General features: G+C 58.1%; 14 protein-coding genes. 3 read left to right on the plus strand and 11 right to left on the minus strand.

The genetic code is table 11. From position 1 onward, the window contains the following. Positions 1 to 10: 10 nt before the first annotated feature. The 10 genes from HWW83_RS03825 to HWW83_RS03870 all read right to left on the minus strand — a co-directional run bounded on the left by HWW83_RS03825 (position 11) and on the right by HWW83_RS03870 (position 13,047). The gene (locus HWW83_RS03825) at positions 11 to 1,066 is read right to left on the minus strand and encodes a glycosyltransferase family 4 protein (RefSeq protein ID WP_047574805.1); all 1,056 of its coding nucleotides are present in this window, start codon (positions 1,064 to 1,066) and stop codon (positions 11 to 13) included. A 1-nt stretch (position 1,067) separates the two neighbouring features. Then, the gene (locus HWW83_RS03830) at positions 1,068 to 1,973 is read right to left on the minus strand and encodes a glycosyltransferase family 2 protein (RefSeq protein ID WP_033643435.1); all 906 of its coding nucleotides are present in this window, start codon (positions 1,971 to 1,973) and stop codon (positions 1,068 to 1,070) included. 134 nt (positions 1,974 to 2,107) lie between these two features. Then, on the minus strand, positions 2,108 to 2,956 hold the full coding sequence (locus HWW83_RS03835) for an ATP-grasp fold amidoligase family protein (protein WP_033643436.1): 849 nt from the start codon (positions 2,954 to 2,956) through the stop codon (positions 2,108 to 2,110). Continuing rightward, positions 2,946 to 4,235, minus strand: coding sequence for a flippase (locus HWW83_RS03840; protein WP_033643437.1), 1,290 nt, complete (start codon positions 4,233 to 4,235; stop codon positions 2,946 to 2,948). The genes HWW83_RS03835 and HWW83_RS03840 overlap by 11 nt, the downstream gene beginning before the upstream one ends. A 4-nt stretch (positions 4,236 to 4,239) precedes the next feature. Beyond that, positions 4,240 to 6,411 (minus strand): polysaccharide biosynthesis tyrosine autokinase, encoded by a 2,172-nt coding sequence (locus HWW83_RS03845; RefSeq protein WP_108680961.1) that lies wholly within the window; start codon positions 6,409 to 6,411, stop codon positions 4,240 to 4,242. A gap of 27 nt (positions 6,412 to 6,438) precedes the next feature. Further along, a complete protein-coding gene (locus tag HWW83_RS03850; RefSeq protein WP_176588998.1) occupies positions 6,439 to 7,572 on the minus strand; it encodes a polysaccharide export protein in 1,134 nt (377 codons plus the stop codon). A gap of 45 nt (positions 7,573 to 7,617) precedes the next feature. Next, complete coding sequence (gene wecA / locus HWW83_RS03855) at positions 7,618 to 8,667, minus strand: UDP-N-acetylglucosamine--undecaprenyl-phosphate N-acetylglucosaminephosphotransferase (RefSeq protein ID WP_033643441.1); 1,050 nt, start codon at positions 8,665 to 8,667, stop codon at positions 7,618 to 7,620. Positions 8,668 to 8,840: 173 nt separating this feature from the next. After that, the gene (locus HWW83_RS03860; protein ID WP_033643442.1) at positions 8,841 to 9,803 is read right to left on the minus strand and encodes an NAD-dependent epimerase/dehydratase family protein; all 963 of its coding nucleotides are present in this window, start codon (positions 9,801 to 9,803) and stop codon (positions 8,841 to 8,843) included. Between the two features lie 178 nt (positions 9,804 to 9,981). Continuing rightward, on the minus strand, positions 9,982 to 10,881 hold the full coding sequence (locus HWW83_RS03865; protein ID WP_176588999.1) for a transcriptional regulator: 900 nt from the start codon (positions 10,879 to 10,881) through the stop codon (positions 9,982 to 9,984). Positions 10,882 to 11,652: 771 nt separating this feature from the next. Further along, positions 11,653 to 13,047: a NarK family nitrate/nitrite MFS transporter gene (locus tag HWW83_RS03870; RefSeq protein ID WP_033650893.1), complete on the minus strand. Its 1,395-nt coding sequence runs from the start codon at positions 13,045 to 13,047 to the stop codon at positions 11,653 to 11,655. Between the two features lie 351 nt (positions 13,048 to 13,398). Between HWW83_RS03870 and narX the strand changes: the two genes are divergently transcribed. After that, positions 13,399 to 15,183, plus strand: coding sequence for a nitrate/nitrite two-component system sensor histidine kinase NarX (gene narX / locus HWW83_RS03875; RefSeq protein WP_033643445.1), 1,785 nt, complete (start codon positions 13,399 to 13,401; stop codon positions 15,181 to 15,183). A gap of 10 nt (positions 15,184 to 15,193) precedes the next feature. Beyond that, positions 15,194 to 15,844 (plus strand): two-component system response regulator NarL, encoded by a 651-nt coding sequence (gene narL, locus HWW83_RS03880; RefSeq protein WP_033643446.1) that lies wholly within the window; start codon positions 15,194 to 15,196, stop codon positions 15,842 to 15,844. On the opposite strand, the gene HWW83_RS03885 is transcribed toward narL, so the two are convergent. Then, positions 15,841 to 17,352: a YchO/YchP family invasin gene (locus HWW83_RS03885; protein WP_033643447.1), complete on the minus strand. Its 1,512-nt coding sequence runs from the start codon at positions 17,350 to 17,352 to the stop codon at positions 15,841 to 15,843. The genes narL and HWW83_RS03885 overlap by 4 nt on opposite strands. Before the next feature lie 433 nt (positions 17,353 to 17,785). Here HWW83_RS03885 and HWW83_RS03890 point away from each other — a divergent pair, with 433 nt between their 5' ends. After that, positions 17,786 to 18,568 (plus strand): prepilin peptidase, encoded by a 783-nt coding sequence (locus HWW83_RS03890; RefSeq protein ID WP_122003922.1) that lies wholly within the window; start codon positions 17,786 to 17,788, stop codon positions 18,566 to 18,568. Positions 18,569 to 18,613 lie beyond the last annotated feature (45 nt).

Consider the following 18,613-nt stretch of genomic DNA (forward strand, 5'->3'; position numbering starts at 1 on the left):
GATGATTACCTCAGACGATAAGCTCTTGCCACTGGGGGTAAATACGTTCAGGCACAAACCGCTGCGCCTTTTCCAACGCACGGTGGGAGAAGCGGCGACGCAGTTCGCCGTCGCCGATCAGCGCCAGGACGCGCTGACTGAAGGTGTCGACGTCGCCGTCCGTCACCAGATAACCGTTTTCGCGATCGTCGATCAGCTCCGCCGGGCCGGTCAGACAGTCAAAAGCCACCAGCGGCAGGCCGAAGCTCATGGCTTCGATCAGCACCATCGGCAGACCTTCGTAGCGAGAGGTCATCAGCAACAGGCTCGCCTGCCGGTAATGCCCGGCGATATCGGCGGTGGCCGGCAGCAGCTGCACCCGGTCGTCGAGCCCGTAATCGGCGATCTGCCGTTGCAACGCCGCCCGATCCGGGCCATCGCCGACGATGTGCAGCCGCCACTCCGGCGCCTGCTGCGCCACCTGCCGCCAGGCGGCGATCAGCCGGTCGAAGCCTTTCTGGTGGCACAGTCGGCCGACCGCCAGCGCCACCGGCTGTTGCTGTTCCGGATGCGGCGCCCGCAGCGGAAACGGCGACACGTTCTCAATCACCCGACATTTGCGGGCGGGCACCCAGCGGCCGATATTCGCCAGATCTTTTTGCGTCAGCAGCACGGTGCGATCGCCCAGCCGGTAGATCAGCACCTTCAGCCACTTCATCGGCCACGGATACTGGTGGAAACTGACATGTTCACTCAGCACCAAGCGGCTGCCGGGACACAACAGCCGCAGGTAAGGCACCATGATCACCGAGAGTTTCCCCATCGAGACGGTGATGATGGCGTCATAGCGGCCGCGGCGTAAGAACAGCGCCAGGCGCCACGGCCAGAGCAGCGTCTTGCCGCGCATGAAGCGCAGCGTCACCGCCGGCTCCAGCGGATAGAACGCCCGATCCCCGCAGATGGATATCAGTTCGACCTGGTGGCCGAAGCGGGTGGTCAGCGCATTGGCCAGGCTGCTGGCCACCCGTTCGGTGCCGCCTTTGCCGCCGATGTCTTCGATTACAATTGCGATTTTCCGCGGTTGCATGTCACCTCCGTAATCCCTCGCGGGCCGTGCGCAGCAGCCTCCCCCCCAATGGAAACAGTCCCAGCCTGGCCAGACAGTCGCCATACAGCTTGATCGCCTTGAATTTGCCGCTCAGGGTGTGGCGCTCCATGCGCGATGAGTAGTAGTTGAAAGCCTGCAGATCTTCGCTGTACAGCGAAGCCAGCAGGTGTTTACAGGCAAAGCCGCTGATATAACGGCCGCTGGCCTGCAGATAGGTATCGATAAAGCGTTCGCTGGCGTCGATGTTCAATCGGCAGCGGTTCAGATCCTCGTCGCCGCAGCGGATGAACACCCCACCGCCCTGATCGTGAACCACCCGGGCGCCCAGGTTGGTGGCGTTGACCAAAAACCCCCAGTCCTGGTAACGGGCCAAAAACTCCGGAAATAAAAACCGCCGGTCTTGTTTCTTGCGCACGCTGATGGTCGAGGTGCGAATATCCCCCATCTCGATAAATAAGAAATCTTCCCCGGCCACGCCCTCTTGGTAATTAAACACGTAGCTGCGCACATTCTTGTCGTTGACCGTGGTGTAATTGCCGAACACGATATCGATCCGCGTGTCCTCATGCCGTCTCAAGCGCCGGATGATATAATTGGTGCCAAACATATCTTCCGGTTCCAGAAAAAAAACCACCTCAGAACGCGCCAGGCGAAAACCGATATTGCAGGCGACGGCGATATTGCCGCGCACCCGGCTTTCATGCAGTCTGGCGCGATGATTCGCCGCCAACAGTCCGTGTATCTTTTCCGACTCACCGGCTTCCGATGAATAATCGACCACGATAATTTCATAATCAAAACCGGCGCAATAATGGGTCATGCGCGCCAGCGTGGCGGCGAGATGGTTTGAATTATTAAAAGCGGGAATAACAATTGATAAGTCCATTTAATACCTCAAAAGCTATTATCAACTGGCGAGTGCAGCCTGATGCCAGAGAAAAAGTTTGTTATCGCAGCATATCCCTGCCCGGTTATCCCCCCGCCTCGGGTCGAGTACGCGCAGCCAACGGCCTGTTTCAGCTACGTATGAAAATACCCTCCCCATTCTTGTTCAATCGTTTCTGGCATCAGCCGTTGTAATCCGGCCCCCGGGGTGAAAGTCAGCTCGCCAAAATAAATGCGATCCTGCACCTGATAAAAATCGACGCGTACGTACGAGAATTGTTCCGCCACCTGGCGCGCCAGCCGCAGCATCTCCTTTAGCCCGCTGGGGCGCGACATCGGCACGTCGCTGTTCGGCACGCCCATGCGGATCTCGGTGCGGTTCCAGTCCGCATCAAAGAAATCGCGGCGATGATCGATAAAGCGCTGATAATCGATCTGAATAAAGAAGCGCACCTCACCGTCAAGATTAAAACAGTGGATCTTGATGTCGTTCGGTATTTGCCCTTCGTCGATCAGCATTCTTTCCACCATGATGCAAGGTGGAATATCTTTATAATGCCGCTCGCGATAAACCTGATAAAAACTTTGCCGCAGCCAACTGTTGGTCAACACCCGCAGTTCGTTATAACCGGTTTGGCTTTTATCAAATACCAGCTTGTTATATCCGCTGCCATGGTTGGCTTTAATCACAAACGACTCGGGCAGCTGCTGATACATCTCTTCCGTAAATTCGTTGCCGTGCGCGTAAAGATCGATCAAATACTCTTTACCCCATAGCTGTTCGATATACTCTCTCACCCGATATTTATCAGATAGCTGCGTATATATCGCCAGTGGATAAACTTTCCTACGCATCAGTTTTTCGCTGTACCCCACCGGATGGGCCAGATGCGGCACCTTGCGGAAAAACATTGCGTATTTTAACTGATGATATATTGCATCGGGCATACGTCGGTATAACCCTTTCACCAGATTATTTAACATATATTTCTCGTACCTTCCCTATTAATTGCGGAAAACACCGATAGCAAGTCACCTGCAAACGCGTAATTTTTCCTCCTCTGAAAAAGCTGTTGAGCACAAAGAATGAAATAAACTCCGTGATCAACGTCGATATCGCCGCGCCCATGATCCCGTAGCGCGGGATCAGGATGAAATTCATCACCACGTTGGCCAACGCCGCCAGCGGCATTTTGATGGCGATGAATCGATAGCCGCTGAACAGCACGATGGCGCGGTAAGACACCGTTCCCATCACCGAGAACAGCGACGTCACCGAGCACAGCGCCAAAATGGTCGCCGTTTGCCGGTAACTTTCGCCGAACATCAGCGCGACTATCTGCTGCGGAAACAGCGACAGCACCGCTATCACTGGCATCGAAAGCACCAGCACCATCAGATACAGCTGGCGAATGCGCGCCTCTTGTTCCTGCTCCGAACCGGCGTTCGCCACGCCTGGCATCATCGACATGATCAGCGCGATGGGCACGAATACCCACCCCTGGCTCAGCGTGATGGCGGCGCTGTAAAGCCCGACGCTGTGTTCTCCCAAATAGTTGCCCAGCATGATCTGATCGATGCGCGTATAAATGACGATCGACAGGCTGGAGATCGCCAGCGGCAAGCCGACGCTGAACAGGTAGCGGCCGTAGCGCCGTTTGTGTCTGCCGCTGATCGCCGGCATCTGCGCCTGCTCGCGACGGAACAGCACCCAGCGCACCGCATAAGGCAGCAGGCTGCTCAGCACATAGGGCAGCGCAAACCACACCAGCGGCAATTGCGCGTACACCAGGCCGAGCCGCATCACGATCGACAGCAACAGCGCGACGTTGTTGATCAACGTGTTCAACTTCGACTTCAGCAGCGCGTCGTAATAGATTTTGTAGACGTCCTGCACGGAGAAATACGCGCTGATCAACATCAGCAGCATCATGATTTGGTTGGTGCGATCCTGCGTCAACAGCGTCCAGGCCATCAGCGGCAGCGCGATCAGCGCAAACAGCTGGCGGCGGATGCGCATCGAAGCCAGCATCAGCCGCATGCCGCTCCGGCGCCGTTTGGCGACGCGGTTGAACAGCACCGCGTCCGCCCCCAGCTGCACCAGCGGCACGGCGATGGCGATCACCGACAGCAAGTAGTTAATCAAACCGTATTGCGCCGGCCCGAGATAGCGCGCGACGTACACCGAAACGAAAATCCCCGACAGACTCAGCGATACCCGCTCCAGCATTAACCACAAAGAGTTCATCAGCATCGCTTTCATGCGCTTACGGCACCTTTTCTTCCTGATGGCTCGGATAGGCGAAGGCGTAGTAACCCGCATCGGCGGCGGATTTTTTCACCATGCCGTTGAGGATCACGCCTTTGATCGCCACGCCATTCTGTTCGAAACGGCGCATGCTGGTTTCGATCTGCTTGACGGTGTTCACTTCAAAACGCACCACCAGCAGCGAGGTGCCGGCGTGATGACCGACGATCGCCGCATCCGTCACCGCCAGAATCGGTGGCGTATCGATCAGCACCAGATCGTAGTGTTGCCCGGCCCAGCGCAGGAAGTCGGCGAAGCGGCGATGCATCAGCAGTTCGGATGGATTCGGCGGCACCTGGCCGCGCGGCACGAAGTCCAGGTTGGCGATGGCGGTTTTCCGCACCGCCTGTTCCGCCATCACGTCGCCCACCAGCATGTCGGACAAACCGCGATGTCCATCCTCGGCCAGCCAGCGATGCAGGAAGCCTTTGCGCATATCCGCGTCGATCAGCAACACCCGCTGCCCGGCCTGCGCCACTACCACCGCCAGGTTGGTGCTGGTGAAGCTCTTGCCGCTTTCCGGGCTGGCGCCGGAGACCATCAGAATATTGTTTTTGGCTTCCAGCATGGCGAAATGCAGGCTGGTACGCAGGCTGCGGATTGCCTCCACCGACAGATCCGTCGGCTCGGCCACCGCCAGGATCGGCAGGCGCCGGCCGCCGGATTTGGGCAACAGATGACGCTGCTCGCGGTTGCGCTTCACCTGCCACGGCGACAGCGGCACGGTGGCGTAGACGTTGATGCCCCGCTTCTCCAGCGTATCGATATCATTGATGCCGCGGTGGAAGGCCGCGCGCAACAGCACCACCGCGGCGGCGCCCCCGGCGCCCAGCAGCAGCGCCAACAACACGATCAGCATCTTTTGCGGCTGGATCGGCCGAATGGCAGTTTCCGCTTCATCGATGATGCGCACGTTGCCTACCGTGCCGGCCTTGCTGATGCTCAGCTCCTGCTGCTTGTTCATCAGCTGCATGTAAACCTGCTGATCCACCTGCACGTCTCGGGTGAGACGCAGGATCTCCTGCTGCATTTTCGGCAGCGTCTGCACCTGTTTGCCCAGCCGCGCCTTTTCCGCTTCCAGCGTGGCGCGCTTTTCCAGCAGCGCCCGGTAAGCCGGGTGCGCGCGGGTATAGAGCTTGGAGATCTCCGCTTCCTTGAAGGTCAGTTCATTGAGCTGCGCTTCGAGCTGCACCTGCGTGTCCAACACCGATTTGGCTTCCAGCGACAGATCCACCGAGTCGTTTTGCTGACGGAACTGATTGAGCTGGGTTTCGGCGTTGTTGAGCGAGGTTTGCGTTTGCGGCAGTTGCTCTTGCAGGAACGCCAGCATTCGCTGCGCCTCTTCCGTTTTGCGATCCACGTTCTGCTGCAGGTAGTTGTCGGTGATGTTCTTCAGCACCGCCTCGGCGCGCTGCGGATCTTCACTCGGCAGCGTAAAGGTCATGATGCCGCTGTCTTTACCGCCCGGCACTACGTCAAGATTTTTGCGCAGATCGTCCACCGCTTTCTGGCGCGCGACTTTGACCACCGTGAAGCTGGCGCCCGGCGCCGCGTCCAGCGCCGAGACGGCCATGTTCCATCCGCCCTGCGCCACCGGCTGCCCGACCGCGCCGCTGAACAGTTTGGCGCCGTCATGGCTCAGCTCGTAATGCTGCCCATCGCGCACCGTCAGCGTCAGCGCTTCGCCCTCCATTTCCGGCGGCGTCGTCAACGTGGTGATGTCCAGCACCGGCGCCTTTTCGCCGCTCAGTCGGGCAAAACCTTTACCGAATACCGGGAAATAGTCCGGCTCGACGCGCACCGTCAGGCCAAGGGCATCCACCGTTTTGCCGAGCACGTAGCGCGACTTGGCCAGCGTCACTTCATCCTGCGTCGCCGAATTCTGCCCCATCGAGCTGTCCAGCGTTTCGCGCAGCAGCGAGTCGCCGGACAGCTGTTTCTCCACCTGCACCACCGCCGTGGCCTGATACACCGGGGTCGCCAACAGGGCATAGGCGACGCCCAGCGCGCCGGCCACGCCGGTTACGACGGCGATCCGCCAGCGGTTATCCCAAAGCGGCCCTACCAGACGCTCCCACTCCAGCTTTTCATCTTGTTCGGCCACCATCACGGACAGCGCATTGTTCTTCATCTTCTGTTCCTTATTCATCCTGCGGATTTACCAGTTGCGCACGCGCAAGGTAGCCTCGCTGAGATCGTTAAAGCTGCTGATGGTCGGCACCAGCTGGCTGATCAAACGGTTCCAGCGCGCGACCGGCGCCGCAGTGACGTACACGACGTCGTAAGGTTGCAGCTGAAATTCAGCGCCCATCGTCAGCGCGCTGGCGTCGGAAAGATCGAACTGATACAGCGTCGCCAGCCGCTGCGGCGTTTTGCCGCCGCTCGGCCGGATCACAAATACCCCGGTCGCATCCGCGACCGTCTGGCTGATCCCTTCGGAAGAGCCGAGGGCCTCGGTCAACGTCATGCCGCTGCGATCCATCTTCAGCGTCGCTTGCTTGCCCACTTCGCCCATCACGAACACTTTCAGTTCGTCATTGCGCGGGACGTAAAGGATGTCACCCGGCTGCAGCAACGCGTTCTGACTGATGTCGCCGCGCTGCATCAGCGCCTGCAGCGAGATGGCCCGATCCTTGCCCTGATGGGTCAGCACCACGTTGCGCCAGTCGGCGTTCTCCGTCAGGCCGCCGGCGGCGTTGATCGCATCCAGGATGGTCAGCGGCACGTTGGTGATCGCCTGCTGGCCGGAGGTTTTCACCTCACCGGTCACATAAGCCTTCTGCGAACGGAAAGCGGCGATGCTGACATCCACCTGCGGGCTTTCCACATACTGCGCCAGACGGCCGGCGATCAGGCTGCGCACTTCGGTGACGGTTTTGCCCACCACCGCCACTCGCCCGATATAGGGATAAAAAATCGTGCCATCGGCATGGACCCAGTTACCGGTGTCGCTGGCGCTGCGGTACTGCCCGGCCGGCGTAGTCAGCTCAGGGTGATCCCAGACAGTGACGTTCAACACGTCGCCGACGCCGATACGGTATTGATAGTTCTGCAGCCGCTGATCCAGCGCCGGGTTCGGCCGGGCGACCGGTTCTACGCGCCGCATTTTCTGCAGCAACATCGGCGACATGCGGTAGACCTGCACCTGGTTATTCAAATCAAAACCGTCGTCTTGCTGCACGACGACGGCTTTTCCGCTGGTAGGTAAATGTGAGCCGGGAATCACCGTACACCCGCTCAACAGCGCGGAGGTAAAGGCCAACGGCATCAAAAGAGGCAAATGAAAATTCATGGAAGTACCGTGATAAACGGGCTGCCGCCGCAGCCCGTGAGGGGATTAACGGCCGACGGTCGGATTATCGCTGAACACCGTCGCCTGACGCGGCTCGCGCAACAGGGCGAAATAGCCGCAAAAACAGAGCAGAAACGCCACCAGCATCAAACTCTCTTGCAGTTTCAGCACTTCGCTGCAGATGCCGATGCAGGCCAGCGTCACCGCCAGCATGGTGCTCATCGCCAGCGCCTGGCGCGCATTCAGTCCGCGACGCATCAGAATATGGTGCAAATGATCGCGCCCCGCTTTGAATGGGCTTTGGCGGCGCAGCAGGCGGCGCACCATCACCGTCACCATGTCCATCAGAGGAATGGCGATCAGCCACAGCGCGGTCACCGGGCGCATCACCGCCTGCGGTCCCTGGGTCGCCAGCAACACCAGCCACAGCACGCTGAAGCCGATCACCATGCTGCCGGCGTCCCCCATAAAGATCTTGCTGCGCGCACCGAACAGACTCAGGTTGAACAGCAGATAAGCCGCCAGAGCGGCGATCAGGCCCAGACACCACAGCGCCAGGTCTTCCCGGCCGCCCAGCCCGAACACGATGGCCAGCGCGACGAAGGTGACGCAGGACAATGCGCCCAACTGCCCATCGATGCCATCCACCATGTTGTAGGCATTGATCGCTCCCCATACCGCCAGCGGCGTGAGCAGCAACGCGCCATAGCCGAGCATCACTTCCTGATGCCCCCAGACATAACCCAGCGAGGAGAGTTGCATCCCTGCCGCCAGCATCATCGCCAGCGCGATCCCTCCCTGCACCATGACGCGCGGCGCCACGGGCAGATCAAAGCGGTCATCCAGCACGCCCAACACCACCAGCGCCGTTATGCACAGCAGGTAGATCGTGCTTTCGGGCAGCCAGGCGGGTTGCCACAGCGTCATCAGCATCAGCGTCAGGTACACGGCGATGCCGCCGACCAGCGGAATGTGCCCCAGATGTTGCTTGCGCGCATTGGGCTTATCCACTAACCCCACCACCAAGGCGGCGCGGCGGGCAATAAGCACCCACGCCACCGCCAGCACAAATATCACGCTCAGTTGATATAACATCGTTCCTCCAGCGAATAAGCACGCTACCGCCCTTGAGTTACAGCTCCCAATGCGCTATTAACAAAAACAAAATTGATCCGGCCAGGATATAAGTCAGCATGCGCTAATCCTGAAAATGCAGATTTATCCGCTTGTCAGCGAAAATATCGAAATAACGTCAGCGTGCGATTAAGTTATCTATCAGAAAACTCATGTTTAATGGTTCTTTCGATTGCCGAATCAAGTTCGACCGGCGCCACGAAATTATTCTGCACATTGCTTTTAAATTGCGTTCTGGCGCAGAATTTCTGCACTCTGACGCGACTGATTGGAAATTTCTTGCGACTTATTTTACTCACGACATCCAATGCGGTTGCGCCGCATATTCCCAAGGCGTAAGGAATGCGAATCGTCTTATTTTCTCTGCCCAATGAAGAGGAAATAACGTCGACCAGCTGATTCATCGTAAAGTCCGGTTTATCGACATAGTTGCTGACCTGATAACTGGACTGCTGATCCAACGCATGCTCCAGCCGTGCAGCAATATTCTCGACGTAAGCCATCGACTTCATATTATTGCCGCTGCCAATCATCACGAAACGGCCGCTGGCGATCTGGCGGAACAGGTTATACACGTTGCCGCGGTTGCCTTCGCCGAACACCACCGTCGGACGGATGATGGTCAATTTATTTGCGGCGTCTGCCTTGCGCCAGGCCTCATAAACATATTCCGCCTCGAGCTTGGACTTGCCGTAATGGTTGAAAGGTTCGAAACGCCCTTCTTCGCCGGTTTCCTGCTTGACGAACCCGTAAACGGCGACCGAGGAGGTGAAAATGATTTGGCGGATATTCAATGCAGAGGCGGTCATGCAGACATGACGTGCGCCTTCGACATTGACCTGATAATAGAGCGAAATGGGATCGACATTGTCCTGATGCTCCGCCGCCAGATTAATGATGGCGTCACAGCCCGCCAGCGGTTCTTGCAAAGTCTGAGGTTGAGTCACATCGCCATACTGATAAAGGGATGGAAAATGTGCACTGGGTTGCTTATCGACGATGACCAATGTCAGATCATCGCGCTTACTGAGACGTTTCGCCAGGCGTGTTCCGATAAAACCGGAACCCCCGATAATAGCTACTTTACGCTTATCCATAATTTGTCACTCAGCAGGTTCTCATTATTCCCGTCACCCGATTGGGACAGGCGCTAATACGCGTTAGGTAATGAGTTCCAGACTGGACAAATCGAACCTGGCTTTCAAATAACAAATAATGAAATAAAAGATTTCATCAAATGTAAAATTATCGCTATAGATAAAACCTCATTCAGCGCTAATTTTTAACATCGTAAGCAACTTGATATTGCAAGGTTTTATTCGGCAATATGAGATTAATCCGACCTTTACCGGTGGAGGAAGAGGTCTCATATTTTACCGGCAATTTCAGCTGGCCTTGTTTAGGATCGACACATTCGATGGTGGCCTGATCCATGTTCTCTCCCTGGTACAGACAGAACAGCGTTTGCGGGCTGTTGGTATGGGGATTATTCAGCGTCAGCGTCAACACCACGCGCGTGTTGTTCTGAATATCATTGATTACCGGCGGACGGGTTTGGTTGCCCAGGACATATGAAAAATGTGAAATAACCAGTAACGAGGCGAACACCGTCAGGTATTTCACCACGCGACTGGCAGGCACGCTGAAAAAGCGGCGCACGGATAGCGACTTCTTTTCATGCGCCGGATCTTGAGAGGAATCCATCGCCGCAACAGGCGCAGAAACGAGGGTCGATTTACGCGGCTTAACTATTTTCTCGTCGTTGGCTACAGGCGATTCATTTTCACTTTCAGAAAGTTCCGCTTGAATATCAACGTCAATATCATCGTTACTGTTTAATATATCATCATCGGCGTAGTCTTCATCTTCAGATATAAAGTGAAAAGCCGCTTGATTTTCCACCTTGTAACCCAAGCGTGGAATGGTTCTGATAAGCGTGTGTTCCGAATCGCTAATTTTCTGACGAATGGATTTAATTGTTTGATTTATCGTTGAATCTGAACAATAGGTTCCTTTCCAGATATTTTCTATAATTTCCGTTCGGGTAACCAGCTCGGGGGATCTGGCGACAAGCAGCGAAAGAATTTGATACTCCTTCCAACGCAGACGGAATTTCCCCCCGGCAGGAGTCAGAACATCGAGATTCCTAATCTTTATTCTTTTATCAAGATTCACTTTTAATTTCCTTAGCGTGCCTGTCCTGCACACTTTGTATAGAAATATCAAAAAATGTTCAAGAAATTAAATGTAAACTCAACAGGTTGCATTCATCGGATATTGGCTTTTATAAAAATTTTCTGATTTCATTTTTTACATTAAGCCTGATTCAGGATGTTCCGTTTATCCAAACGACTCTATTTCCCTGTTGGTAACATGGATTTCTTTCCTGGCTACCGTAAAATTCAAACTAGCACCTCTTTGATTTAGAAAGAAAAAACTAACGGCGTTGCTTGATTGTTAATCGAATGAAATTGTGAAATTTCATTCTTCGCCCTGAGTTCATTCTGTTTTTCCACCTAATCTGAACGTCAGATAGACTACAAAAAGACGGAAAAAACAGAATGAGAGTTATCTGATTTAACTCCGGCGTTCATTCCATCCAACGGGCGCAGCATCTAAGACAAAACCCTATTGCTGATTTTATAATACGCACATCAATTAGGTATTCTCCTAAGCAATTTCATTTAAACGCAGGAAAAAGCATTAATTGTTTAATAGTAAGAACACGCTCAACAAAACGAAAAAACCGCGTGAATAATATAAACCTTTTGTGAGAAAGGATTCATACATTGAGAGATATAACTATAAAAAAAGAAAAAAACGGCAAGCGGGGGTGAGAATTTTACCTAAAGGCAGAAAATTTCACTGAGGAGGAGAAGAGAGAAGTTTCGGTATGAACGAAATATCCCTCCCCTGTCGGGAGGGATAGAGAAAGTCGTTTGACACTCAGGCTTTTTTCTTGCGGCCATACACCGCCCAGGTGATCACGACGCACAAAATGTAAAACACCAGGAACACTTTCATCGCGCCCGCAGGTGAACCGGTCAGCGCCAGTGAGGTGCCAAAGGCCTGCGGAATGAAGAAGCCGCCGGCGGCGCCAATCGCCGAGATAAAGCCCAATGCGGCGGCGGAATCGGTTACCGCCTCACGCTGCGCGCTTTCATCGCTGCCGCCGGCCGCTTTAACGCGATCGACGGTGATTTTGCGGAAAATAACGGCGATCATTTGGAAAGTCGATCCGCTGCCCAGCCCCGCAGTGAGGAACAGCACCATAAAGATACCGTAGAAGGCGATGAACGACCCGCCCTCGCCCGCACTCGGCAAGGTCAGGAACAACAGCGCGGCAAAAACGGCCATGACCACAAAGTTGATCAACGTCACCCGCACACCGCCGAAACGGTCAGACAACGCGCCGCCGACCGGCCGCGCCAGCGCCCCCAGGAACGGCCCGAAAAACGCGTAATGCAAGATCACCACGTCGGGGAACTGCGTCTTCGACAGCATGGCGAAGCCGGCGGAGAAACCGATGAAAGAGCCAAAGGTCGCGAGATACAGCAGACTCAGCATCCACAGATGCCCACGCTTGAGCACCGGCAGTTGCTGACGCAGTGATGCCTTGGCCGCCGCCAGATCGTTCATGCCGAACCAGGCCGCCAACGTGCCGACCAGCAGGAACGGCACCCAGATCCAGGCGGCGTTTTCCAGCCACAGCTGGCCCCCCTCCACCTGGTTTTGCGCCGTGCCGCCAAACAGGCCGAACAGGCTGAAGGAAATCGCCAGCGGCGCGACCAGCTGCATGACGCTGACGCCCAGATTGCCCAACCCGCCGTTGAGCCCCAACGCCCCGCCCTGACGCGCTTTCGGGAAGAAGAAGCTGATGTTGGCCATGCTGGAGGCAAAGTTGGCGCCGGCGAAACCGCACAGCAGGGAAATAATGACGAACACGCTGTACGGCGTACTGCTGTCCTGCACCGCAAACCCGAGCCACAGGCAGGGCACCAGCAGGAAGCAGGTGCTGATGGCGGTCCAGCGACGGCCGCCAAACAGCGGGATCACGAAGGAATACGGTACGCGCAAAATGGCGCCCGAGACCGACGGCAGCGCCGTCAGGAGAAACAGCTGGTCGGTGGTAAAATTGAAGCCGACCTTGTTCAGGTTGACCGCGACGGCGCTGAACAGCATCCAGACGCAGAATGCCAGCAGCAGACACGGAATGGAAATCCACAGGTTGCGGGTGGCGATGCGCTGGCCACGCTGCTGCCAAAAAGCGCTGTCTTCAGGGCGCCAGTCCTGAATCAGCGCACCGGTTTTCTTTGATGAAGGCGTTGCAAGTTGCGACATAAAAACCTCAGACACGGGGGATCATTCCGCACACCCTAGGGGGCGGCCCCGGCGGCAAAGTTGATGTATATCAACCCGCATGCAAGTAGTTGGCGGCGGAAATGGCGCCTTCATCCCCTTAGGGGTACGCCCTAACCAAAAATTAAATCCATTTAAATCAATCAACTAATCACTATCACTTTCGTTTTCTTGCCGTCTCGACGCGCCCCTGGAAACTAATGGGTACTTCATTCGAGGTATGGGGTTATGCGCAGGGATAATCAAAAATACGGCTGAATCGTGACTTGTTTAGCCCCATCGCCGCCTTCGCCCCTGAGCTTCAGCGGCGCCAAACGCCAGGAATCCGCACTTATGAAACGCCTGTTGGCCCCGCTTTCGATCGTGAATCAGGTCGCCCTGCTGATGTTGCTGTCGGGCATGCTGGGCGTGGCCGGCATGGGGATTTCCGCCTGGATGTCGCAAAGCATTCAGGGCAACGCGCACGCCATCAACAAGGCCGGCTCGCTGCGCATGCAAAGCTACCGGCTGCTGGCGCAGGTGCCGCTGGATGAACGGCACGAAGCGCTGATCCGGGAACTGGAGCGCGACGAAAACAGCCCCGACCTGCAGCGTTCGGTGGAGCAGGAAGGGTTGACGCAGCCTTTCAACGCCCTGCGCGACTATTGGCAACAGACGCTGCAACCTCGCCTGCGCAGCGCGCAGCAGCCGGCCGACGCCGCGCCCCAGGTCGCGCACTTCGTGCGGTTGTTGGACAAGCTGGTGTCGGATATCGACAGGCAAACCGAACGCCGCCTGCTGATGGTGACGCTGGTGCAGGCCGGCTTTATTGCGCTGACGCTGCTGCTGTTGATCGGCACCACCTGCTACCTGCGGCGCCGGTTGCTGCATCCCTGGCGGCAACTGGTGGAGATGGCCCTGGCGGTAGGCCGCGGTGATTTTAGCCGCCGCTTTGCGCAGCGCGGCCATCAGGATGAAATGGCGTCGCTCGGCGGCGCGTTGAACACCATGTCCGACGAGCTGTCGGCCACCTACAGCGGGCTGGAGCAGCGCGTGGCCGAGAAGACCGCCGACCTGCAGCAGAAAAATCAGGTGCTGAGCTTCCTCTATCGCGCCAGCCGCCAGCTGCACGCCAGCGAGCCGCTGTGCAGTCGCCTGACGCCGCTGCTCAACCAATTGCAAACCCTGACGCCGCTGCGCGCCATTCAGGTGCGGCTGTATGAAAACGACAGCCGGGAACCGCTGCTGCAGCTGAGCGGCAACCAACCGCTAAGGCCGGAGCATTGCCATAACCCGGTGTGCAGCGCCTGCCTGAACGACAGCGACCGCCAGTATCCCAACAATCCGTCGCTGAGCTGGAGCCTGAGCGACAAGCTCGGCGACTACGGCGTGATCGTGGCGCAACATGCGCCGCAGCAACCGCTGAACGATGAACATCGCCAACTGATCAATACCCTGGTGGAACAGCTGACCAGCGTGCTGGCCATCGAACGTCAGGTCGACCACCAGCAGCAGCTGATGCTGATGGAGGAACGGGCGGCGATCGCCCGCGAGCTGCACGACTCCATCGCCCAATCGCTCTCCTGCCTGAAAATGCAGATCGCCTGTCTGCAGATGCAGGGGGAAACGCTCTCTGCCGCCAGCCAGGCGCTGGTGCAACAGATGCGTGAAGAGCTGAACGGCGCCTATCGCCAACTGCGCGAACTGCTGACCACCTTCCGTCTGCAGTTGACCGAACCGGGTCTGCTGGCGGCGCTGCAATCGACGGTCGCGGAGTTCAACCCCAAACTGGGCCTGACCATCAGCCTCGATTATCAGCTGGGGCCGCGCACGGTGCCGGCCTATCAGGCCATACACCTGCTGCAGATCGCCCGCGAGGCGCTCAGCAACATCCTTAAGCATGCCGCCGCCAGCGAGGTAAGCATTCAGGTCATCAATAAACGCGGCGAAGTGACCCTGAGCGTATGCGACAACGGACGCGGCCTGCCGGCCGAGACCTCTCGCCCCGACCATTACGGCTTGATCATCATGCGCGATCGCGCCAAGAGCCTGCACGGCCGCTGCGACATTTTACCGCGCAGCGGCGGCGGCACCGAGGTGCGGGTCAGCTTCACGCCGGATAACCACGCCATCGACTAACGGAGACACCATGACGACAGAAACCGCCGCCACCATCTTACTGATCGACGACCACCCCATGCTGCGCAACGGCGTAAAACAGCTGATCGGCATGGACGCTCGCCTGCAGGTCATCGCCGAGGCCAGCAACGGTGAACAAGGGGTCGCGCTGGCGGAGCAGCACGATCCGGATCTGATCCTGCTCGACCTGAACATGCCCGGCATCAACGGGCTGGAAACGCTGGATCGCCTGCGCCAGACCGATCTGTCGGGGCGCATCGTGGTGTTCAGCGTATCCAACCATGAAGACGACGTCGTCAGCGCGCTCAAGCGGGGCGCCGATGGCTATCTGCTGAAAGACATGGAGCCGGAGGATCTGCTGAAGGCACTGCATCAGGCGGCGGCCGGGCAGATGGTGCTCAGCGAAACGCTGACGCCGATCCTCGCCGCCAGCCTGCGGGAAAACCGCCCAAGCGCCGAGCGCGATATTCAGCAACTGACGCCGCGCGAACGGGATATCCTGAAGCTGATCGCCCAGGGGCTGCCGAACAAGCTGATCGCCCGCCGCCTGACCATCACGGAAAGCACCGTCAAGGTACACGTCAAACACCTGCTGAAAAAGATGAAGCTGAAATCCCGCGTCGAGGCCGCCGTGTGGGTGTTGCAGGGTAAAAACGGTTAATCGTCGCCGTACAGCGGCCCGGTTTGCGCCGGGATCGGCGGCGGCGTCAGGGTTTGGATCGGCGGCTGATCCGCTTCATCACCGGCGGTCGCCGTCAGCGGCGGCGCCACTTTCAGTTCTATCCAGTTAGACGTCACGCGCTGCTGTTTGTCGTCCTCCAGCGTGACCGACAGCCGATAGCTGTTGGCGGCGCCCGGGGCGTCATCCCACGGCGGCACGATCGCCGTCCAGCCCTGCGGGTCGTTGGCATTGTGCGGCGGCGTCAGGCTCAGCGCCTGCGTATCCCCCTGCCAGCTGACGTGAGAAATCCCGTGCAACGCCTTGATTTCCAACACCAGCGGCACGGTTTCCCCCGCCTGCAGGCTCCACGGCGGCGTGGCCAGGAACACCTGCAGCGTCTTGCGCTGGCGGAACTCCAGCACCGGCACGTTTTTACGTTCGACAGGATCGTAGCGGCTGCCGCGCAGCGACTTGGCCTGCGCCACATACTCCGGCGAAATCTGCTTGACCAGCGGCACCCCGAGACGGTAGCTCAGCGCCAATTCCACCTGATCCTGGCTCTGCCCGCCCGCACCAATCTTATGCAACGCCTTCATCGTCACCAGCGGCACCGGGGTATAGTTGAGCCCCAGCTGCATCGCGCGCGGATCGTTCTGTTTCTTGCCGCTGCCGAACAGATCGACATTCTCGCCCAGGTACTGTTCATAGCTGAGCGAACCGCCGATTTGGCGATAGAACGGCAAATAGCCCTGCGTCGTGATGTCGTAACCGCGCGCCGGACGGTTGAAAAATACCCCATCGCCGGGCTGTTGCGACAGCGCCGACAGCGGATAGTAATAGTTGGTGGAGAAACGCAGGTAGTCCCCCCAGGCTTCCGCCCCCACGCTGCCGCGATTGCGCTGCCGGGCGAAATCGCTGTCGAGCGCCGTGTTGTAACCCAGCAGCCAGTCACCGGCGATCCAGCGTTGCCCCAGCGCGACATTGCCGAGCGCCCCGGTGCTTTGCTGCAGCCAGCCGATTTGGCTGTAGGTCAACAACCCATCGACGTCGTACAACGGGCTGAAGAGCTGGCCGTTGCTGCCGGTAAAATCGCCCTCGCCGTTCATCTTCAGCGACAGCCGGGCGGTTCCCAACGGAGACAGCAGTTCTTGCGCCTGTTGCTGCAGCGCGCCGGTCGCCTGCCCCAGCAAATAATCTTCAGCGCGGCTGCGCATCTGCTGACGTGAAACGTTGTTCAGATCTTTTTCGCCGAGCTGTTTGGCCATCTCGGCCCACTGCTTCTCGCGCGCGGCGTCGTCGGGCGCACCGCCCAGTTCGGGCAAGTTCGCCGCCGGATCTGCGCCGGCCTGTTCGGAAGAGATAACGCTGTCCGGCGCCGGTGGGGATTCGGCGCACGCGGGCGCCGCGCCGGCCAGCCACACCAGCGGCCCGGCCAGCCACGCCGTCTGGCGTCGGCGCCAGAATCGTTTTTTAGTCTTGATGAGTACTGCCTGAATGACGTCTTTCATGACACCGTTGGCTTCCCTCCTTCCTGGAGCACGCCAACCCACTGCTTTGCCGCCGCCATTCCCGCGACAGCGCTGAAAAACCTCACGCCCCCCAGCCCGGCGGGGGCGCCTATGTCCTCATAGCCTAACGGCTTGACGAGCAGAAACAATAGGATAAACCCCAATCGCTCCCCAGTGACGTCGTCACTTGTACCCTTTACCGATCCATTCCGGCCGCCAGGTGAATTCACCGCATTTTAGCGCCGATTTTGCCGATAAAAAGCACAGTACCCCGTGGCTGCGCGCCACCGCGCAGGGCAGTGTACACCCCTGCAATACGCAGCGTGGCGATGCGAACGCCTGCGCATTCCTCACAACCAACCGCGTTTTCCCCTGATGAAATACGCATTTTGCCGTTATTTTAGCCGTCTGTTCTACGACTGGCGGAGTCCGGATGTTGCTTTCTTTACTGTGGCACGCGCTGTTTTTCACCGCGCTGCTGTCGGCGGGCCTGATCGCCTTCGCGCTCATCACGTGGCTGGAACGCGTGGAGGGCGTCAACGGTCGCCCACAGAGGTTGCGCCTTCAGGGGCCGCTGCTGACGGCACTGGGGCTTGCGTTGGCGACGCTGCCCCTGAGCCTGGCTGCAGCGCCTCGATGGGGGTTAGTGCCAGCCGCGGCGCTCCTGATCGCCCTGGTCTGGCTGGACTGGCGCCATCGGTGGCTGCCGGATCGACTGACTCAGCCGCTGCTGTGGGGCGGGCTACTGTGCAACCTTGACGCTCGCTGGGCGCCGCTGGAAGACGCCGTGCTGGGTGCCGTCGCCGGTTACGGCGCGTTATGGCTGCTCAATGCGCTCTACCGGCTGACGCGGCGGCGTGACGGCATCGGCCAAGGCGATTTCAAACTGCTGGCGGCGCTGGGCGCCTGGCTTGGCTGGACGATGTTGCCGCTGCTGGTCTTTCTGGCGGCGGCGTTCGGATTGGGCGTCGCGTTGGCGCGTGGCCTGCACAACCGCCGAGCCTGGCGAACGCCGCAACCTTTCGGTATCGGGTTAGCGGCGGCCGGCTGGCTATGCCTGCTGCCCGGTCCCGGCTCACCTGGCCCGCAGTGGAATTTCATTTATTTCACAGCATCAGCCCCACATGAAATCGAGGCAGAACGCGGTTCTGCGCATTTCGCACCGTTTTTACCCAGCCTCGCCGACGGCCATTTTTCCGCTGCCGGCAAGGGATGATAACCCGGTGAAATTTTGCCTATTTCACCAAAACTCACTGTGTCC

The sequence above is a fragment of the Serratia ureilytica genome (assembly GCF_013375155.1).
Lineage (GTDB): Bacteria > Pseudomonadota > Gammaproteobacteria > Enterobacterales > Enterobacteriaceae > Serratia > Serratia ureilytica.